This is a genomic window from Bradyrhizobium sp. AZCC 2176, assembly GCF_036924645.1.
Taxonomy (GTDB): Bacteria; Pseudomonadota; Alphaproteobacteria; order Rhizobiales; family Xanthobacteraceae; genus Bradyrhizobium.
The window spans coordinates 1377618-1394098 of record NZ_JAZHRX010000001.1 but is presented as its reverse complement, the minus strand read 5'-3'; the positions used below and the strand labels follow the sequence as shown (position 1 = coordinate 1394098).

At 63.2% G+C, this 16481-nt stretch carries 15 protein-coding genes and 2 riboswitches; of the genes, 8 read left to right on the top strand and 7 right to left on the bottom strand.

Annotation, left to right across the window (positions count from 1 at the left end):
- Nucleotides 1-98 precede the first annotated feature (98 nt).
- A riboswitch (cobalamin riboswitch) is annotated at nucleotides 99-312 on the bottom strand.
- Between the two features lie 104 nt (nucleotides 313-416).
- From prpB to V1288_RS06240, 4 genes are read right to left on the bottom strand one after another with little or no spacing between them, the layout of a single operon-like run.
- Complete coding sequence (gene prpB / locus V1288_RS06255; RefSeq protein ID WP_334356242.1) at nucleotides 417-1337, bottom strand: methylisocitrate lyase; 921 nt, start codon at nucleotides 1335-1337, stop codon at nucleotides 417-419.
- Between the two features lie 10 nt (nucleotides 1338-1347).
- Nucleotides 1348-2520 (bottom strand): bifunctional 2-methylcitrate synthase/citrate synthase, encoded by a 1173-nt coding sequence (gene prpC, locus V1288_RS06250; RefSeq protein ID WP_334356241.1) that lies wholly within the window; start codon nucleotides 2518-2520, stop codon nucleotides 1348-1350.
- Between the two features lie 11 nt (nucleotides 2521-2531).
- Entirely contained in the window at nucleotides 2532-4082 is a 1551-nt protein-coding gene (locus tag V1288_RS06245; RefSeq protein ID WP_334356240.1) for an MmgE/PrpD family protein, read from the bottom strand.
- Complete coding sequence (locus V1288_RS06240) at nucleotides 4079-4510, bottom strand: acyl-CoA thioesterase (RefSeq protein WP_334356239.1); 432 nt, start codon at nucleotides 4508-4510, stop codon at nucleotides 4079-4081. Before V1288_RS06240 ends, V1288_RS06245 begins: the two co-directional genes overlap by 4 nt.
- A gap of 134 nt (nucleotides 4511-4644) precedes the next feature.
- On the opposite strand from V1288_RS06240, the gene V1288_RS06235 reads away from it, so the two are divergent.
- The 4 genes from V1288_RS06235 to V1288_RS06220 all read left to right on the top strand — a co-directional run bounded on the left by V1288_RS06235 (nucleotide 4645) and on the right by V1288_RS06220 (nucleotide 11017).
- The gene (locus V1288_RS06235; RefSeq protein ID WP_334356238.1) at nucleotides 4645-6066 is read left to right on the top strand and encodes a short-chain fatty acyl-CoA regulator family protein; all 1422 of its coding nucleotides are present in this window, start codon (nucleotides 4645-4647) and stop codon (nucleotides 6064-6066) included.
- Between the two features lie 146 nt (nucleotides 6067-6212).
- Nucleotides 6213-6431: riboswitch (cobalamin riboswitch) on the top strand.
- Between the two features lie 116 nt (nucleotides 6432-6547).
- Nucleotides 6548-9463 carry a ribonucleoside-diphosphate reductase subunit alpha gene (locus tag V1288_RS06230; protein ID WP_334356237.1) on the top strand — a complete coding sequence of 972 codons (2916 nt, stop codon included), beginning with the start codon at nucleotides 6548-6550 and terminating at the stop codon, nucleotides 9461-9463.
- Nucleotides 9464-9488: 25 nt separating this feature from the next.
- Entirely contained in the window at nucleotides 9489-10619 is a 1131-nt protein-coding gene (locus V1288_RS06225) for a ribonucleotide-diphosphate reductase subunit beta (protein ID WP_442893914.1), read from the top strand.
- Between the two features lie 29 nt (nucleotides 10620-10648).
- Complete coding sequence (locus tag V1288_RS06220; RefSeq protein WP_334356236.1) at nucleotides 10649-11017, top strand: hypothetical protein; 369 nt, start codon at nucleotides 10649-10651, stop codon at nucleotides 11015-11017.
- Here V1288_RS06220 and V1288_RS06215 read toward each other — a convergent pair.
- A complete protein-coding gene (locus V1288_RS06215; RefSeq protein ID WP_334356235.1) occupies nucleotides 11014-11823 on the bottom strand; it encodes a sialate O-acetylesterase in 810 nt (269 codons plus the stop codon). The two genes, V1288_RS06220 and V1288_RS06215, sit on opposite strands and share 4 nt — an antisense overlap.
- A 290-nt stretch (nucleotides 11824-12113) precedes the next feature.
- On the opposite strand from V1288_RS06215, the gene V1288_RS06210 reads away from it, so the two are divergent.
- Together V1288_RS06210 and V1288_RS06205 are read left to right on the top strand one after the other, a co-directional pair.
- A complete protein-coding gene (locus V1288_RS06210; RefSeq protein ID WP_334361204.1) occupies nucleotides 12114-12788 on the top strand; it encodes a TetR/AcrR family transcriptional regulator in 675 nt (224 codons plus the stop codon).
- An 89-nt stretch (nucleotides 12789-12877) separates the two neighbouring features.
- Entirely contained in the window at nucleotides 12878-13306 is a 429-nt protein-coding gene (locus V1288_RS06205) for an OsmC family protein (protein WP_334356234.1), read from the top strand.
- A 68-nt stretch (nucleotides 13307-13374) separates the two neighbouring features.
- On the opposite strand, the gene pyk is transcribed toward V1288_RS06205, so the two are convergent.
- Both pyk and V1288_RS06195 read right to left on the bottom strand, forming a co-directional pair.
- Nucleotides 13375-14811, bottom strand: a complete 1437-nt coding sequence (gene pyk / locus V1288_RS06200; protein ID WP_334356233.1) for a pyruvate kinase — start codon at nucleotides 14809-14811, stop codon at nucleotides 13375-13377.
- Nucleotides 14808-15389 (bottom strand): DUF1036 domain-containing protein, encoded by a 582-nt coding sequence (locus V1288_RS06195; RefSeq protein ID WP_442893913.1) that lies wholly within the window; start codon nucleotides 15387-15389, stop codon nucleotides 14808-14810. The genes pyk and V1288_RS06195 overlap by 4 nt, the downstream gene beginning before the upstream one ends.
- A 194-nt stretch (nucleotides 15390-15583) precedes the next feature.
- On the opposite strand from V1288_RS06195, the gene V1288_RS06190 reads away from it, so the two are divergent.
- Both V1288_RS06190 and V1288_RS06185 read left to right on the top strand, forming a co-directional pair.
- Nucleotides 15584-15886: a DUF1244 domain-containing protein gene (locus V1288_RS06190; protein WP_334356232.1), complete on the top strand. Its 303-nt coding sequence runs from the start codon at nucleotides 15584-15586 to the stop codon at nucleotides 15884-15886.
- A 311-nt stretch (nucleotides 15887-16197) separates the two neighbouring features.
- Entirely contained in the window at nucleotides 16198-16473 is a 276-nt protein-coding gene (locus V1288_RS06185) for a DUF2312 domain-containing protein (RefSeq protein WP_334356231.1), read from the top strand.
- Nucleotides 16474-16481 lie beyond the last annotated feature (8 nt).

Here is a 16481-nt window from a genome sequence, read left to right as displayed (position 1 = left end):
AAAAGTTGGGGGCAAAGGCCGAAGTGACACGTCTGGATTCCGCGTACGGCGGAGCGCGCGCGGAATCGCAACCGCACCACCGGGACACCCCGCCCGAGGACGTGTATGTTGTCGAGGCAGGTCTCCTGGCTCGCGGGTCAATGCTGCTGTCCGGCCTTCCCGAAACCCGTGAGGTCTCAGTGACTTTGTTGGACAGCAACTCGCCGCTTACAGTTGCGGGGGCAGCTCCGGCTTTGGCTTTTTCGGCCGCACCGGCTTCCCTCTTAGCTTCGGGCCGATCCAGCCCGAAGAACCACGACGAGTTCAGTTAAGGTCAACGGCGATCTCAGTCAATATGAGATCGGTCGTTCCCCCGCGGCGCTCTCTGCCATCATTCGATGGACGCCATTCCGATCGAAGCGCGATAACTACATAATTCACCTCTGCGGCATGGCTGTGGGAACGATGGTTCTGACGATGGAGGCGTCGAGCGCCTCGTAATCCTGCAGCCCGATCGCTGCGTACAGCTCGGCGCGCGTCTGCATCTGGTCGAGCATTTTGCGGGTGCTGCCGTCGCGCTTGAGGGTAGCAAACAGGTTCTGCTGGGCCTTGTTGGCGACGCGGAGCGACGACACCGGCCAGATCACCATGCGATAGCCCATCGCCTCGAACTCGCATGCCGTGAAGAACGGCGTCTTGCCGAACTCCGTCATGTTCGCGAGCAGCGGAGCACCGGGAACGCGCCTGGCGAATTCCTGGAACATCTCGCGCGAAATCATTGCTTCCGGGAAGATCGCGTCCGCCCCCGCTTCCAGATAAAGCTTTGCACGCGCCACCGCGCCGTCCATGCCTTCGCTGGCCGCAGCGTCCGTCCTTGCGATCAGATAAAGATGACGCCGCGCTTTTGCGGCGGCGGCGACCTTGGTTGCCATGTCGCGCGCATCCGCCAGCTTCTTGTCGTTGAGGTGGCCGCACTTCTTCGGAAGCAGTTGGTCCTCGATGTGCACGGCGGCAGCGCCGGCATCCTCGAAGGTGCGCACCATGTTCATGACATTGAGCGCTTCGCCATAGCCGGTGTCGCCATCGACCAGTACCGGCAGGCCGCTGGCGCGCGCCACCTGGCGGATGAAGAAGCCGACTTCCTCGATCGTGATAATGCCGAGATCCGGCAGGCCCATCGAAGCCGTCATCGCCGCGCCCGACAGATAGAGCGCGGAAAAGCCGGCGTCACGGGCCTGCAGCGCGGCCATTCCGTTATGCGCACCCGGCATCTGGAGAATGTCCGGCTTGTTCAGGAGGTCGCGGAAGCGAGCCCCGGCCGGCGTGTCGGCTATGTCGGAACCCAGGAGATACACCATTGTTGCCTCCTTATGCGGCGCGAGGGGCGACGGCGGCTTTGCCACGCTCATGCAGCGGCACAAACTTCAGATTCTCCGGGCCGATATAGTTCGCGGCGGGGCGGATGATCTTGTTGTTGATGCGCTGTTCCATCACATGCGCCGCCCATCCGGATGTTCGGGAAATCACGAACAGGGGCGTGAACATCGCGGTCGGCACCCCCATCGCGTGGTAGGAGACCGCGCTGAACCAGTCGAGATTGGCGAACATCTTCTTGGCGTCGGCCATGACGGCCTCGATCCGGTCGGCGATTTCGAACATGCGGGTGTTCTCGCTTTCAATGCTCAGGCGGCGCGCGACTTCCTTGATCACCTTGTTGCGGGGGTCGGCAATGCTGTAGACCGGGTGGCCGAAACCGATCACGACCTCCCTGGCCGCGACCCTGCGGCGGATATCAGCCTCCGCCTCTTCCGTAGTTCCGTAGCGCTTCTGCACTTCGAACGCGATCTCGTTGGCGCCGCCATGCTTCGGCCCGCGCAGCGCGCCGATCGCGCCTGTTATCGCGGAATAGAGATCCGAGCCGGTGCCGGCGATCGAGCGCGCGGTGAACGTCGAGGCGTTATACTCATGCTCCGCGTAGAGGATCAGCGAAGTATGCATCGCGCGCTCGTGCGATGGCGGCGGCTTCCTGCCGTGGAGCAGATGCAGGAAGTGCGATCCGATCGAATCGTCGTCGGTTTCGACGTCGATCCGGCGGCCATGATGGGCGTAGTGGTGCCAATAGAGCAGCATCGATCCAAGCGAGGCCATCAGCCGGTCGGCAATGTCGCGGGCGCCGGGCTGGTTGTGATCATGGGCCTCGGGAAGGATGCAGCCGAGTGCGGAAACGCCGCTTCTCAGGACGTCCATCGGATGCGCAGCGGCGGGAAGCAATTCCAGCGTCTGCAGCACCGCGAGCGGCAAGGCGCGCAGCGCCTTCAGCTTGGCCTTGTAGTTTCTGAGTTCCGACAGAGTGGGCAGGCTGCCGTGAACGAGGAGATACGCGATTTCCTCGAACTCGCAGCTTTCGGCGACATCGAGAATATCGTAGCCGCGATAATGCAGGTCGTTTCCGGTGCGGCCGACCGTGCACAGCGCAGTATCGCCGGCGATCACGCCGGAGAGCGCGACCGATTTCTTGGGCGAAGGCTTGATGTCCGTCATCTCAATCTCCCTTATCGATTAGCGGCGCGCTGGACTGTGGCCGGGGTGGTGTCGCGCCAATCGAAGATGCCGTGCGTTGACGTGCTGCCGAGGAATTTTGGATCAACCGTGAAGGTCAGGTCGGTCAGCTCACCCGCCTTCAGCGACGCCAGTCGCTCCACCGTTGCGATGAAGCGATCCTGCTCAGCAGGGGCAATCACGTCTTCCGCCAGGTTGCGGAATTTCCGGATGTAGTCCGGCCGCTTGAACGGGCGGGCGCCCAGTGGATGTGCATCTGCCAGCGCAATTTCATCGCTGATGACGGAGCCGCCTTTCAGTCTCAAGACGACACGGCCGCCGAACGCCTTTTCCTTCGGATCGTGGCTGTGGTAGCGGCGGGTCCATGCGGGGTCTTCGACCGTGGAGATCTTGCGCCACAGCGCAACCGTCGTCTCGCGGCCGGCACGCTCGGGCGCGTAAGATCGCTCGTGATGCCAGCCGCCGTCTTCGAGCGCGACCGCAAAAATATACATGATCGAATGGTCGAGCGTTTCGCGGCTCGCCTTCGGGTCCATCTTCTGCGGATCGTTGGCACCGGTGCCGATGACGTAGTGGGTGTGATGGCTGGTGTGGATGACGATGCTTTCGATCGTCGAGAGATCGCCGATTTTCGGTCTCAGCCGGCGCGCCAGGTCGATCAGCGCCTGGCTCTGGTATTCCGCCGAGTACTCCTTGGTGTAAGTGTCGAGAATGGCGCGCTTCGGCTCGCCCTTCTCAGGCAGCGGCACCGCGTATTCCGCGCGCGGGCCACCGAGCAGCCAGGCGATGAAGCCGTCCTCGCCCTCATAGGCGGGTGACGGCGCGCCTTCGCCGCGCATCGCGCGATCGACGGATTCAATTGCCATCTTGTCGGCGAAGGCCGGCGCATAGGCCTTCCAGCTCGAGATCTCGCCCTTGCGTGACTGCCGCGTGGTGGTGGTGACGTGCAGCGCCTGCTGGACGGCCTGATAGATCGTCTCGGCCGGCAGACCGAGCAACGCGCCGATTCCGGCGGCAGCCGACGGCCCGAGATGGGCGATGTGATCGATCTTGTGCTCGTGCAGGCAGATGCCCTTCACGAGATCGACCTGAATTTCATACGCCGCAGTCAGCCCGCGCACGAGGTCCGCGCCCGTCAACCCGCAATGCTGGGCGACAGCCAGCACCGGCGGAATGTTGTCGCCGGGATGCGAATAGTCCGCCGCCAGGAACGTGTCGTGGAAATCGAGTTCGCGGACGGCGACGCCGTTGGCCCAGGCGGCCCATTCCGGCGAAATCCGCTGCGACCGCGTCAACCCGAACACGGTGGCTCCCGGCTGGAACGGATGCGTCTCGGCTTGCGCTCGCGCGCTGACAACAGGACGCCGCGCGATCGAGGCGGCGGCAACGGCGGCGTTATCGATGATGCGGTTGCCCAGCATCCCCACCACGTCGCTCTCGACCCCGACCGGGTCGGCGGCGACCTCGGCGATCTTCCAGGCCAGTTGCTCCGCGCGCGGCAGATGATCGGCCGATTTGAAAGTACGAACGGTATGCTGTTTCAAGACGCAGCTTCCTTCTGGATTGAACCGGTCATGGCTGGTTGCGTGATCGGGACCGGACGGCCGAATTCGTTCACCGCGACCATCTCGAACGTTCCGCGCACCGCGGATTTCCGCCTGCCGCTGATCAGGTCTTCGCGGATCATGTCGACGGCAACCGTCATGGAACTGCGGCCGACCCGTACGACCTGGGCAACGAGCTCGACGAGTTCGCCGACATGGATCGGCTCATGAAATTCGATCTTGTCCGAGGTCGCCATGACGACGCTCTGCCGCGCGTGCCGCGTGGCCGTGACGAATGCCGCCTTGCCCATCAGGCTCAGCGCATGGCCGCCGAACAGCGTGCCGTAGTGATTGGCCTGCTCCGGAAACACCATCTCCACGAACCGGGTTTCGTCGGGATTAAGGGTTGGCGACGCCACTGAATGCATTTTCCTGCTCCGGACGACTTGTTATTCCGTACCGACTTCGCAATATCTACAAACGTGCACCATCGAAATGGCTGAAAAAGCATAGTCTTGCGAAGACGAGCCGGTTTATTTGCAAAGGTTGCGAAGGTGATGCGATGAAAAAGACCTTCATGGGCGTGCGGCTGAAAAGGCTGCGTGAGGAGCAGCGCCTGACGCAGGCGGCACTTGCCGGGAAGCTCGGGATCTCCCTGAGCTACCTCAACCAGTTGGAAAACAATCAGCGGCCGCTCACCGTGCCGGTGCTGCTGGCGCTCAATTCGGTGTTCGGCCTGGACGTGCAGTCGTTCGCCGAGGGCGACGAAGCGCGCTTGATCTCGGACCTTCGCGAAGCGCTGGCGGATCCTGCATTGGGAGAGACGATTGCTATCGCCGAACTTCGTGAACTCGCGCAGAACATGCCTGCGGTCGGGCGCGCGCTGGTCAATCTCAACCAGAAGTATCGCCATGCCACCGAGCAATATGCGGCCATCTCCGCGCGGCTCGGCGAGGACCGTCAGGCCGCAGCGGCGGTTCTGCCGACCACGCCGTTCGAGGAAGTCCGCGACTTCTTCTATCTGCAGCACAACTATATTGCTGAGCTCGACGACGCGGCGGAGGCGATCGCCGGCCGGATGGGGTTACCGATCGGGCGGATGACGCCGGGCCTGGTGTCGTATCTCGAAAGCCATCACGGCGTGACTGTCCTGATCGACGCGAGCGGCGAGCTGGGATCGGGAACGCAGCGTCTGTTCGATGGCCGCACGCGAACGCTACGACTGTCGCCAAGCCTTGATCCGGGCCAGCAGGCGTTTCAGCTCGCAACGCAGATTGCCATTCTGGAACTGGACGAGGCGATCCGCGCAATCGTCGACAAGGCAAAATTCACCAGCGACGAATCGCGCGGCCTCGCCCGCATCGGGCTAGCAAACTATTTCGCCGGTGCGCTGATCTTGCCTTACGCCGTTTTCCTGGCCGAGGCGGAGCGGCGCCGCTACGACATCGAATTGCTCAGTCACCGGTTCGGCGTGGGCTTTGAAACGATCTGTCACCGGCTGAGTACCTTGCAGCGCCATAATGCGCGCGGCGTGCCGTTCTTCTTCATCCGCGTCGATCGCGCCGGAAACATATCGAAACGCCAGTCGGCGACCGATTTCCATTTTTCGCGGGTCGGCGGGACCTGTCCGCTGTGGAACGTCTATGAGGCCTTCGCCAACCCGGGGCGTATCCTGACGCAGGTGGCGCGGATGCCCGATGAGCGAACCTATCTCTGGGTTGCCCGGACGGTGTCGCACGGCAGCGGAGGCTACGGAGCGCCCGCCAAGACGTTTGCGGTCGCCCTGGGATGCGATGTTCGCCATGCGGACCGAATCGTCTATTCGCAGGGCCTCAAGATCGATCCGTCGCTGGCGACGCCGATCGGCATGGGCTGCAAGGTGTGCGAACGACCGGATTGTCCGCAGCGCGCGTTTCCCCCGGCCGGCCGGGCCCTTCGAATCGACGAGACGCGATCCCGATTCGCGCCCTATGCCACGTCGTGATCCGACGTGGCCGGAATATCGGGGAAAACGGCTTTCACGCGGAGAAAGAATCGGCTTTTTCGTGTTTCCCACCCCTCCTGCGGAAATTTTTTGGAAATTGCGGGCATCGGTCTCCCGCGCCCCATTGACACTTTGCTACGAATGGTACCAGATATAGGCGTCGCGGCCTGCCAGATCGCAAGATTTGGTGGCTAAGAGGGAAGCCGGTGTATCGCGCGTTTTTGCGAGAATCCGGCGCTGCCCCCGCAACTGTAAGCAGTGAGTTGCTCCCGATTTTTCACGTCACTGATGCGGCCACGCATTGGGAAGACGGGGTGCAACGCTGACCTGCGAGCCAGGAGACCTGCCGCGACACCGAAAAACGTCCACGGGCGGGGTGTCCCGGCGGTCGCTCGCAGATTCATGCCCGTGCCTTGCGCCGGGCATCCTATGCAGCGTCGCCTCAAGACATCCAGCCCCAACAACACCACGGGGTCTGCCGATGTCGCAATCTTCTCAACTCGTTTCTCCCGAAGCCAAAGCTGCTCCCTTTCTCGCGTTGCGCACCGAATCGTCGGCGTCGCCGGCAAGTGCGCTGCCGATGCAGGTGATCCGCCGCAACGGCACGGTTTCGAAATTCGACGCCAGCAAGATTTCGGTCGCGATGACCAAGGCGTTCCTCGCGGTCGAGGGGCACGGCGCGGCGGCTTCCCGCCGCGTGCATGAAATCGTTGAGCAACTGACCGCCGAAGTCGTCGGCGCGCTGTCGCGCCGGATGAGCGAGGGCCGCACCTTTCATATCGAGGACGTACAGGACCAGGTCGAACTCGCCTTGATGCGCAGCGAGCACCACAAGGTCGCGCGCGCCTATGTGCTGTATCGCGAGGAGCGCACGCGACAACGCGCCAGGCAGGAAGCGGCCAACGCCCAGCCGTCGGGGGAGCCTGCGCTGCGCGTCGCGCTGGCCAGCGGCGTGCAGGTTCCGCTCGATATCGCGCGCCTGACGCTGATCATCGAGGAGGCCTGCGCCGGCCTTGAGGGTGTCATCGCCGCGACCGTGCTCACTGAGACGCAGCGCAATCTCTACGACGGCATCGGCGAGGGCGAACTGGCGCTGGCATCTGTCATGGCCGCGCGAACGTTGGTGGAGCAGGAGCCGAACTACGCCTATGTCAGCGCGCGGCTTTTGCTCGACAAGCTGCGCACCGAGGTGCTGTCGTTTGTGGAGGGGGTGCCGACCAGCGCCTCGCAGGCCGATATGGCCGTGCGTTACGGCGAATACTTTCCCGCCTACATCAAGACCGGCATCAAGGCCGAACTGCTCGATCCCGATCTGGCGCGCTTCGACCTGAAGAAACTCGCAGCGGCGCTGAAGCCGGAACGGGATCTGGCGTTCCAGTTCCTGGGGTTGCAAACGCTGTACGACCGCTATTTCCTGCATGAGCGCGGCAACCGCATCGAACTGCCGCAGGCGTTCTTCATGCGCGTCGCCATGGGGCTGGCGCTGCGCGAGATCGACCGCGAGGCACGCGCCATCGAGTTCTACGATCTGCTGTCGTCGTTCGACTTCATGGCCTCGACGCCGACGCTGTTCAATTCGGGCACGCTGCGGCCGCAATTGTCGTCCTGCTTCCTTACCACCGTTGCCGACGATCTCGACGGCATCTTCAAGTCGGTCAAGGACAATGCGTTGCTGGCAAAATATTCCGGCGGGCTCGGCAACGACTGGACCCGCGTGCGCGGGCTTGGCGCGCACATCAAGGGCACCAATGGCGAGAGCCAGGGCGTGGTGCCGTTCCTCAAAGTTGCGAACGACACCGCGATCGCCGTCAACCAGGGCGGCAAGCGTAAAGGCGCGGTCTGCGCCTATCTCGAAACCTGGCATGTCGACATCGAGGAGTTCCTCGACCTGCGCAAGAACACCGGCGACGACCGCCGCCGCACCCACGACATGAATACCGCGAACTGGGTGCCCGACCTGTTCATGCAGCGTGTCGAGGCGGACGGCGAATGGACGCTGTTCTCGCCGGACGAGACGCCTGATCTGCACGACCTCTACGGCAAGGCGTTCGCCGAGCGTTACGCGTTCTATGAGGCCAAGGCGGCGCGCGGCGAAATCCGCGTGTTCAAGCAGGTTCGCGCCACGGATTTGTGGCGCAAGATGCTGACCATGCTGTTCGAGACCGGACATCCCTGGATCACGTTCAAGGACCCCTGTAATCTGCGCTCGCCGCAGCGCCATGCCGGCGTGATTCATTCCTCGAATCTCTGTACCGAGATTACGCTCAATACATCCGACGACGAGACCGCCGTCTGCAATCTCGGCTCGATCAATCTGCTCAACCATGTGAAGGAAGGGCGGCTGGATGAGCCGCGGCTGAAGCGCAGCGTGACGATCGCGATGCGGATGCTCGACAACGTCATCGACATCAATTTCTACACCATCCCGGAAGCGCGCCGCTCGAACCTGCGGCACCGTCCGGTCGGCCTCGGGCTGATGGGCTTCCAGGATGCGCTGCAGGCGTTGCGGATAGCGATGGCTTCCGATGCGGCGGTTGCCTTCGCCGATACCAGCATGGAGATGATTTCCTATTATGCGATCGCGGCCTCGGTCGATCTGGCGGCCGAGCGCGGACGCTATCCGTCGTTCGACGGTTCGCTGTGGAGCCGGGGCATTCTGCCGATCGATTCGATCGAGCTAGTGGCGGAAGCCCGCGGCGGCCTCGCGATGGACCGCGGCGTGACGCTCGACTGGGATCGCCTGCGCGAGCGCGTCAAATCGACCGGCATGCGCAATTCGAACGTGATGGCGATCGCGCCGACGGCGACCATTTCGAACATCTGCGGCGTAGCGCAGTCGATCGAGCCCGCCTACCAGAACCTCTATGTCAAATCCAACATGTCCGGCGACTTCACCGTGGTGAACGAGTTTTTGGTGCGCGACCTCAAGGCGCGCGGGCTGTGGGACGAGGTGATGGTCAACGACCTCAAATATTTCGACGGCAGCGTTGGCGCCATCGATCGCATTCCTGATGACCTCAAGGCGCTCTATGCGACCGCCTTCGAGATCGACAGCGCCTGGCTGATCGAGGCGGCCTCCCGGCGGCAGAAATGGATCGACCAGTCGCAGTCGCTCAACCTCTATATCGCCAACCCCAGCGGCAAGAAGCTCGATGCGCTCTATCGCCTGGCTTGGGCACGGGGCCTGAAGACGACTTACTACTTGCGCTCGCGCAGCGCGACGCATGTCGAAAAGTCCACGCTCCGGGGCACCGACGGCAAGCTCAACGCCGTTGCGGCTGCGCCTGTGGTGTCGGCCGCCGCGCCGATCATCGTCCCATCCGGCATCACGGCGCCTGACCTGTCCGGCGCTGTGGCGTGCTCCATCGACAATCCCGAATGCGAAGCCTGCCAGTAAGCAGACAAGAAGCAAGGAAACGATAATGCTCGACTGGTCCGAACCCACTGCACCCCCGCGCCGGATGCCGCCTCCCTTGGTGGCGCAAACCAATGTCGCGGCCGATCAAACCGGCCTCGGCACCATCGACCGCGGCGGCGGACGGGTGTCCGTGGACGACAAGCGGATGATCAACTGCCGCGCCGACGTCAATCAATTGCTGCCGCTGAAATACAAATGGGCATGGGAGAAATACCTCGCCGGCTGCAACAATCACTGGATGCCGACCGAAGTCTCGATGCAGGCCGACATCGCGCTGTGGAAGTCGCGTGATGGGCTGACGGAAGACGAGCGCCGCGCCATCAAGCGCAACCTCGGCTTCTTCGCGGCCTCCGAAAGCCTCGTCGCCAACAACATCGTGCTGGCGATCTATCGCCATCTGACCAATCCGGAGTGCCGGCAGTATCTGCTGCGGCAATCCTTCGAGGAGGCCGTTCACACCCACACCTTCCAGTACGTCGTCGAAAGCCTTGGCCTCGACGAGGGCGAGTTGTTCAACATGTATCGCGAGGTGCCCTCGATCACCGACAAGGCGGCGTGGGCGCTGAAACATACCCAGCACCTCGATGACCCGGACTTCAGGACCGGGACACCGGAAGCCGACCAGGCGTTCCTGCGCGACCTCGTCGCCTTCTATGTCATCTTCGAGGGCATGTGGTTCTATACGGGATTCGCCCAGATCCTCTCGCTCGGCCGCCGCAACAAGATGGTAGGTATTGCCGAGCAGTATCAATACATCCTGCGCGACGAATCGATTCATCTGAACTTCGGGATCGATGTCATCAACCAGATCAAGATCGAGAATCCGCATTTGTGGACCAAAGCCTTTCAGGACGAAGTCCGCGCCATGGTGCGCGAGGCGGCTGAACTGGAAGCGGCCTATGGGCGGGACACCATGCCGCGCGGCTTCCTCGGGCTGAACGCAGCGCTGTGCGAGAGCTACATGCACTTCATCGCCAACCGCCGCTGTGCGCAGCTTGGGCTACAGCGGGTGTTCGACGAAACCGAAAATCCGTTTCCATGGATGTCGGAGGCGATGGACCTGAAGAAGGAGAAGAACTTCTTCGAGACGCGGGTGATCGAATATCAGAACGGCGGGGCGCTGAGCTGGGAGTAGGGGTTGAGAGTAGGGGTTGGCGAAGCCGCGTGCCCTACACGCTGAAGGCCGCGGCCCTTGCCGCCGGTACGCTGCTGACCATGCCCTATTTGTTCATGTACGACATGATGGTGCTGGCGATTCCGATTGGTTTCCTGGTCCGCACCGGACTGAAGACCGGCTTTCGCGCCTATGAGCTGCCGGCGCTGGGCGCCGTCGTCGCCCTCATCGTCTGCTACATGTTCACCGGTATTCCGACCGGCCTTGGCGCCACGCTGGTGGTGGTCGCGCTGATCTTGCGCCGCGCCGGTCCCTGTGGCGGCATGAGCCGGCGCCAAAACTGGTTACGGCCAGCGCGTGATTGGCGCGAGGTGAAGAGGAGATGTCGCGCGCCAGCGCCGGAAATCACCGCTTGCTAATTCATGAACGCCGCCCACAGGGCAGCGTTCGCAAGCGTGCCTGCCTCGTTCATGTGGCAACCATCAGGACTGCGTCCCTCATTTCCGATCGTGTCAGTATCGGGCCCCTGATGGATGTTCAGGGCGCGATCGATCGCCGATAACTGACCGGCACGGATGGCAGCCGTGTTCTTCGGATCGACATGGCCGCATTTCGTGCTGCGTGACAGATAGAAGGGCGCATCGAAACCGGCGGCGCGGAATCGCTTCACGAGTTGATGCAGCAGCGAAACATATTGCTCAGCTGATGTCGTCGATTGCGCGTCCGTTTCCCCTTGCTGGAACAGAATATGCGTCGGCGTCAGTCCGGCTGCCTTCAACTTCGCAATGCCGTTGGTGATCAGGCTCGCTCCTTCGTTGTTCAGGAAGGAGATTGAAGAGCTGCCCCTGGCGATCGGCACCAGGACTACGCGATCGTAGCGTCCGGACTGGATCAGAATGTCGCCGAGCCGCGTTGCAAAACTTCCGCCGAGACCATCGGTGCCCAGCAGGGGGTCGATCGCAGCGAAGCATTTGCCGGTCGCGGGATCGAAATTATCGACGGCTTCGCGCGCCGCGTGCCGGGTGCTTCCGTAGTTGGCCGCATTGCTCTGGCCGTGCACGACGAGAATTGCGGTTCGCGCCGATGCGATAACGCACGGTCGCTCGTCTCGCGCTGGCAGCGCGATTGCGGCCAAATCGGTGTGGGAGGTGGCCGGGCTCAAGAGCGTGTAGCCGATGGTCCCGATCAGCACGCCACCCATCAGGAACGCCACTTTACGCCGCAATGGAATGGTCTCCGTGTAGCTCGATTGCCGTCGAAGCCGTGGCCATCCCGCGATAGCCCGTAGGCAGGGGCAGAGCGCGCGATCGGAGCCTGCCATTCGGTACAGGCTAGCGGGCCGAGATTGCGATCCTGTTAACGGTTCGGAAAGTCTTGAAACCATCTTGTCATCGCTCGTGAATAGTTGTTCACTTCTTCAAAGCGGTGACTGCGGTTGTCGTGCAAGACATTGACGGTATGCGCGTTCTGGCAGGCCCCATGGGGCTCGAGGGCGCGCCGGGGACGGAACGCGCCATGGTCTATCGGCGGACCCATCAGGTCGTAAAGCGGCTGGCGGCGCGGCGTAGCGCCATCCTGGCGGCGGCGCGGGACGCTGCGGCCGAGGGCGGCATGGCGGCGGTGCAAATCGCCCCGGTTGCGGTCCGCGCCAATGTCGCGGCCGGCACCGTCTACCGCTACTTCCCCTCCAAGGCTGAGCTGATTTCCGAGCTGATCGCCGAAGTGTCGCGCGACGAACTGGGGGCGATTCGCCGCGCGGCGGATGCGGCGCCGGGGCCGTCCTCGGCGCTGGCTGCCGCCGTCACTACCGTTGCCGTGCATGTGCTGTCGCAGCGCAAGCTCGCCTGGGGCATCTTGGCCGAGCCCGTCGATGTCGACGTCTCGGTGTCGCGGCTCGCCAGCCGCCGCGAAATCTCCGGCGAGATCGCTGCGAGAATAGATGCCGCGGTGCGCGCCGGCCATCTGCCGGCGCAGGATACCGCGCTTGCCGCCACCGCGCTGCTCGGTGCGCTGCATGAATCGCTGGTAGGTCCGCTGGCGCCCGAGAATCTGGATGATCCTGCGAAGCTGCGCGACGCCGTGCAAACGGTCACATTGTTAGCGCTGCGCGCCGTCGGCGTGATGGATGCGCGTGCCCGTGGCCTCGTGGTGCAGGCGGTGCTGCCGGCGAAGACGCTGGTCGGGGCGTAGAAACCCCCTTCGTTTGCGACACGCCTTTGTCGCAACCATTTGCCACGCTGCGGCTTATCGACGGTCCAACCAGCGATCAGGAGCATGCGATGAGCACGACATCAGGGTCCGCCAAATGGCAGGGCGGCATCAAGGACGGCAAGGGCGCGATCTCGACCAAGAGCGGCGCGCTGAACGATTATCCTTACGGCTTTTCGAGCCGCTTCGAGGGCAAGGCGGGCTCCAACCCGGAGGAATTGATCGGCGCGGCGCATGCTGCTTGCTTCACCATGGCGCTGTCGCTGATTTTGGGCGAAGCCAAGCTCACCGCCGAGCACATGGAAACGAAAGCCGACGTGACGCTGGAAAAGCAGGGTGATGGTTTTGCCATCACCTCGGTTCATTTGACGCTGAATGCGAAAATTCCGGGCGCCGACAAGGCGAAATTCGAGGAACTGGCTGGTAAAGCGAAGGCCGGCTGCCCGGTGTCGAAACTGCTGAATACGAAAATCACGCTGGACACGACCTTGCAGAGCTAGGTGCTGATCCGATCATGAATTGTCGTTCCGGGTTTGCGCTGACGCGCGCCCGGAAGGACGGCACGCCGTCACATCTCCGCATCGCTGCTGGAACCGACGGAGGCGATGCGCACCATGTTGGTGGTGCCGGGGATGCGGAGCGGCACGCCGGCGACGATGATCACGCGCTGGCCGGCCTTGGCGAAGCCGTCGCGGAAGGCGATCGAACCGGCGCGATCGACCATGTCGTCCTGGTCGTGGGCGTCTTCGGCGACCACGCAATGCACGCCCCACACGACGGACAATTTGCGCCCGGTGACGAGGTTCGGCGTGATCGCCACCACGGGCAGCTTCGGACGCTCGCGCGCCACGCGAATCGCGGTTGAGCCCGAGGAGGTCCAGCAGATGATTGCCGATAGCTCCAGCGTCTCGGCGATCTGCCGCGCGGCGTCGGCAATGGCATCGCCGACCGTGTTCTCGGGGTCGGGCCGCTGCGCCGTCAGCACCGAGCGGTAGGTCGGATCGCGCTCCACTTCCTCGCCGATGCGGTTCATGGTCGAAACCGCTTCGATCGGGAATTTGCCGGCAGCCGATTCAGCCGACAGCATGATGGCGTCGGCACCTTCGTAAACCGCGGTCGCGACGTCGGAGACTTCGGCGCGCGTCGGCACCGGCGCCTGGATCATCGATTCCAGCATTTGCGTTGCGATCACCACCGGCTTGCCGGCGCGGCGCGCCATCCGCGTCATTTGCTTCTGCAGGCTCGGCACCCGCTCCAGCGGCAGCTCGACGCCGAGATCGCCGCGCGCCACCATCAGCGCGTCTGACGCGTCGATGATTTCGGCGAGGCGGTCGATCGCCTGCGGCTTCTCGATCTTGGCCATCACAGCGGCGCGGCCGCGGATCATCCGCTTGGCTTCGTTGACGTCCTCGGCGCGCTGCACGAAGGAGAGCGCGATCCAGTCGACCCCGGTCACCAGGGCGGCTTCGAGGTCGGCGCGATCCTTCGGTGTCATCGCCGATACCGGCAGGTCGGTATCGGGCAGGCTGACGCCCTTGCGGTCCGACATCTTGCCGCCGATCACCACCCGCGTCACCGCGCGGTGGGCCGAGGTCTCTTCGGCGATCAGGCGCACCTTGCCGTCGTCGAGCAGTAGCGCATGGCCCGGCCGAAGGGCTGCGAGGATTTCCGGATGCGGTAATTGCACGCGGCTGTTGTCGCCCGGCGCCTTGTCGGAATCGAGCACAAAACTCTGGCCGTTCTTGAGCTGGGTCGAGCCTTCGGCGAAAGCGCCGAGCCGCAGCTTCGGTCCCTGCAGGTCGACCAGGATGCCGATCGGGCGGCCGTAGCTACTTTCGACATTGCGGATGGTCGAGACCAGCTCGCGCATCTTGTCGTGCGGCGTGTGGCTCATATTGATGCGGAACACATCCGCACCGGCCTCGAACAGCTTCCGGATCATCGCGCTGTCTGACGATGCCGGGCCGAGGGTTGCGAGGATCTTGATACGACGGAGCCGTCTCATTGCTTGGGCGCCGCGGCTGGCGGCAGACCCGGTCCGCTTGGCGGATTGGACAGGCCCGGAACTCCGCCGGGGCCGCCCGGTCCCACCGTCCCTGGAATTCCCGGCACGCGCTGCGCGGGTTGCTCGTTGGCTTCGGTCAGTTGCACGGTCCACGCTCGCTGTTCGCCTGTGTCGACCTCAAAGAACCCGGTGCGGTCGTAGCCGCGCGCCAGGCAATTCTCGGTACCCTTGATGGTGAATTCCTTGTCACGCGAACACATGAAGGCCTGTCCCGACCATTCGCCGCCGCGGTCATAGTCGAGCGCGTAGATGTAATAGTAACGGGCGACAAGAGTTCCGCGCAGTAGCGTCTCGCAGCTCCGGGATGACACGTTCCACCAGCCTTCGGTGGTCCAGCCCTCCGCGTCCTTGTAGCCGAGCGCAATGCCGACCCGGCTGGAAGTGTTGTTGCAGAGCCGGAAATCGGCCGCCGCCGGGCTGCTCCACAGGCACGCCGCCGCCAACGCGAGCATCGGCATCAGGCCGGCGGTCATGCGTGCGGGGAGGGGGGACAAGCGGCGAGAATCTTTTCCGGTCATGCAGCGAAGCTATATCAAATCATTGACGATTTCGCGTGACCCGGCGGGACCTGTCAACGGCCGGGGACGCCTTTCCCGCGCTATGGGAAACCGGGACGCCACGTGCGATAGCCACTTTTGCGCGCAGATATGGCAAAATCTGTGACAATTCCCTATTAACATGCCCGGCACCCTATGACGCAGGACCCAAGCCCATGACAATCGACGACAAAACCAGAACGGAACTGGAAGCCGCCGTTTTCCGGCGCCTGGTCAGCCACCTGCGCGCCCGTACCGACGTCCAGAACATCGATTTGATGAATCTGGCCGGCTTCTGCCGCAACTGCCTGTCCAACTGGATGAAGGAAGAGGCCGACGCCAGGGGGGTCGCCGTCAGCAAGGACGAGAGCCGCGAGGCGGTCTACGGCATGCCCTATGAGGAGTGGAAGGCGAAGCATCAGGGTGCGGCGACCCCGGAGCAGCTGGCTGCGATGAAGAAGGTTCATCCCGGGCATTGAGCCCTTCAGGTCGTCTGTCATTCCGGGGCGATGCGTAGCATCGAACTTTGGTGCGCAATTGCGCACCTGAGAATCTCGAGATTCCCCGACGCGCAATTGCGCATCTGAGGTCTGGTGCTTCCGCACCATCCCGGAATGACGCACGGTATTGATTGATCCCCATCTCCTGTGGGCGCGCTGTGGATGAGCGCGATGTTTCCTTGACGCAGGGCCCCCTGATCTTGAGGGTCAATCCTGAAAAAGCGCCGTGCGGTAACGCGTGCGGCGCTTGATCTTTCAGCATTACTTTCAGTTCCATTCAGGAGTACCCGATGGCCACCTCCGCCGCCGCTGCCGTCCAGGACGAGCCCGCGACAAAATTCGCCAAAGACCAGCTCAAGGCCATCATCGAGCGCATCGAGCGTCTGGAAGAAGAAAAGAAGACGATCTCCGATGACATCCGCGACGTCTATGCGGAAGCCAAGGGCAACGGCTTCGACACCAAGGCGCTGCGCACCATCGTGCGGATGCGCAAGCAGGACGCCAATGAGCGCGCCGAGCAGGAAACCATTTTGGAGACCTACATGCAGGCGCTGGGGATGCTGTGAGGCGTCTC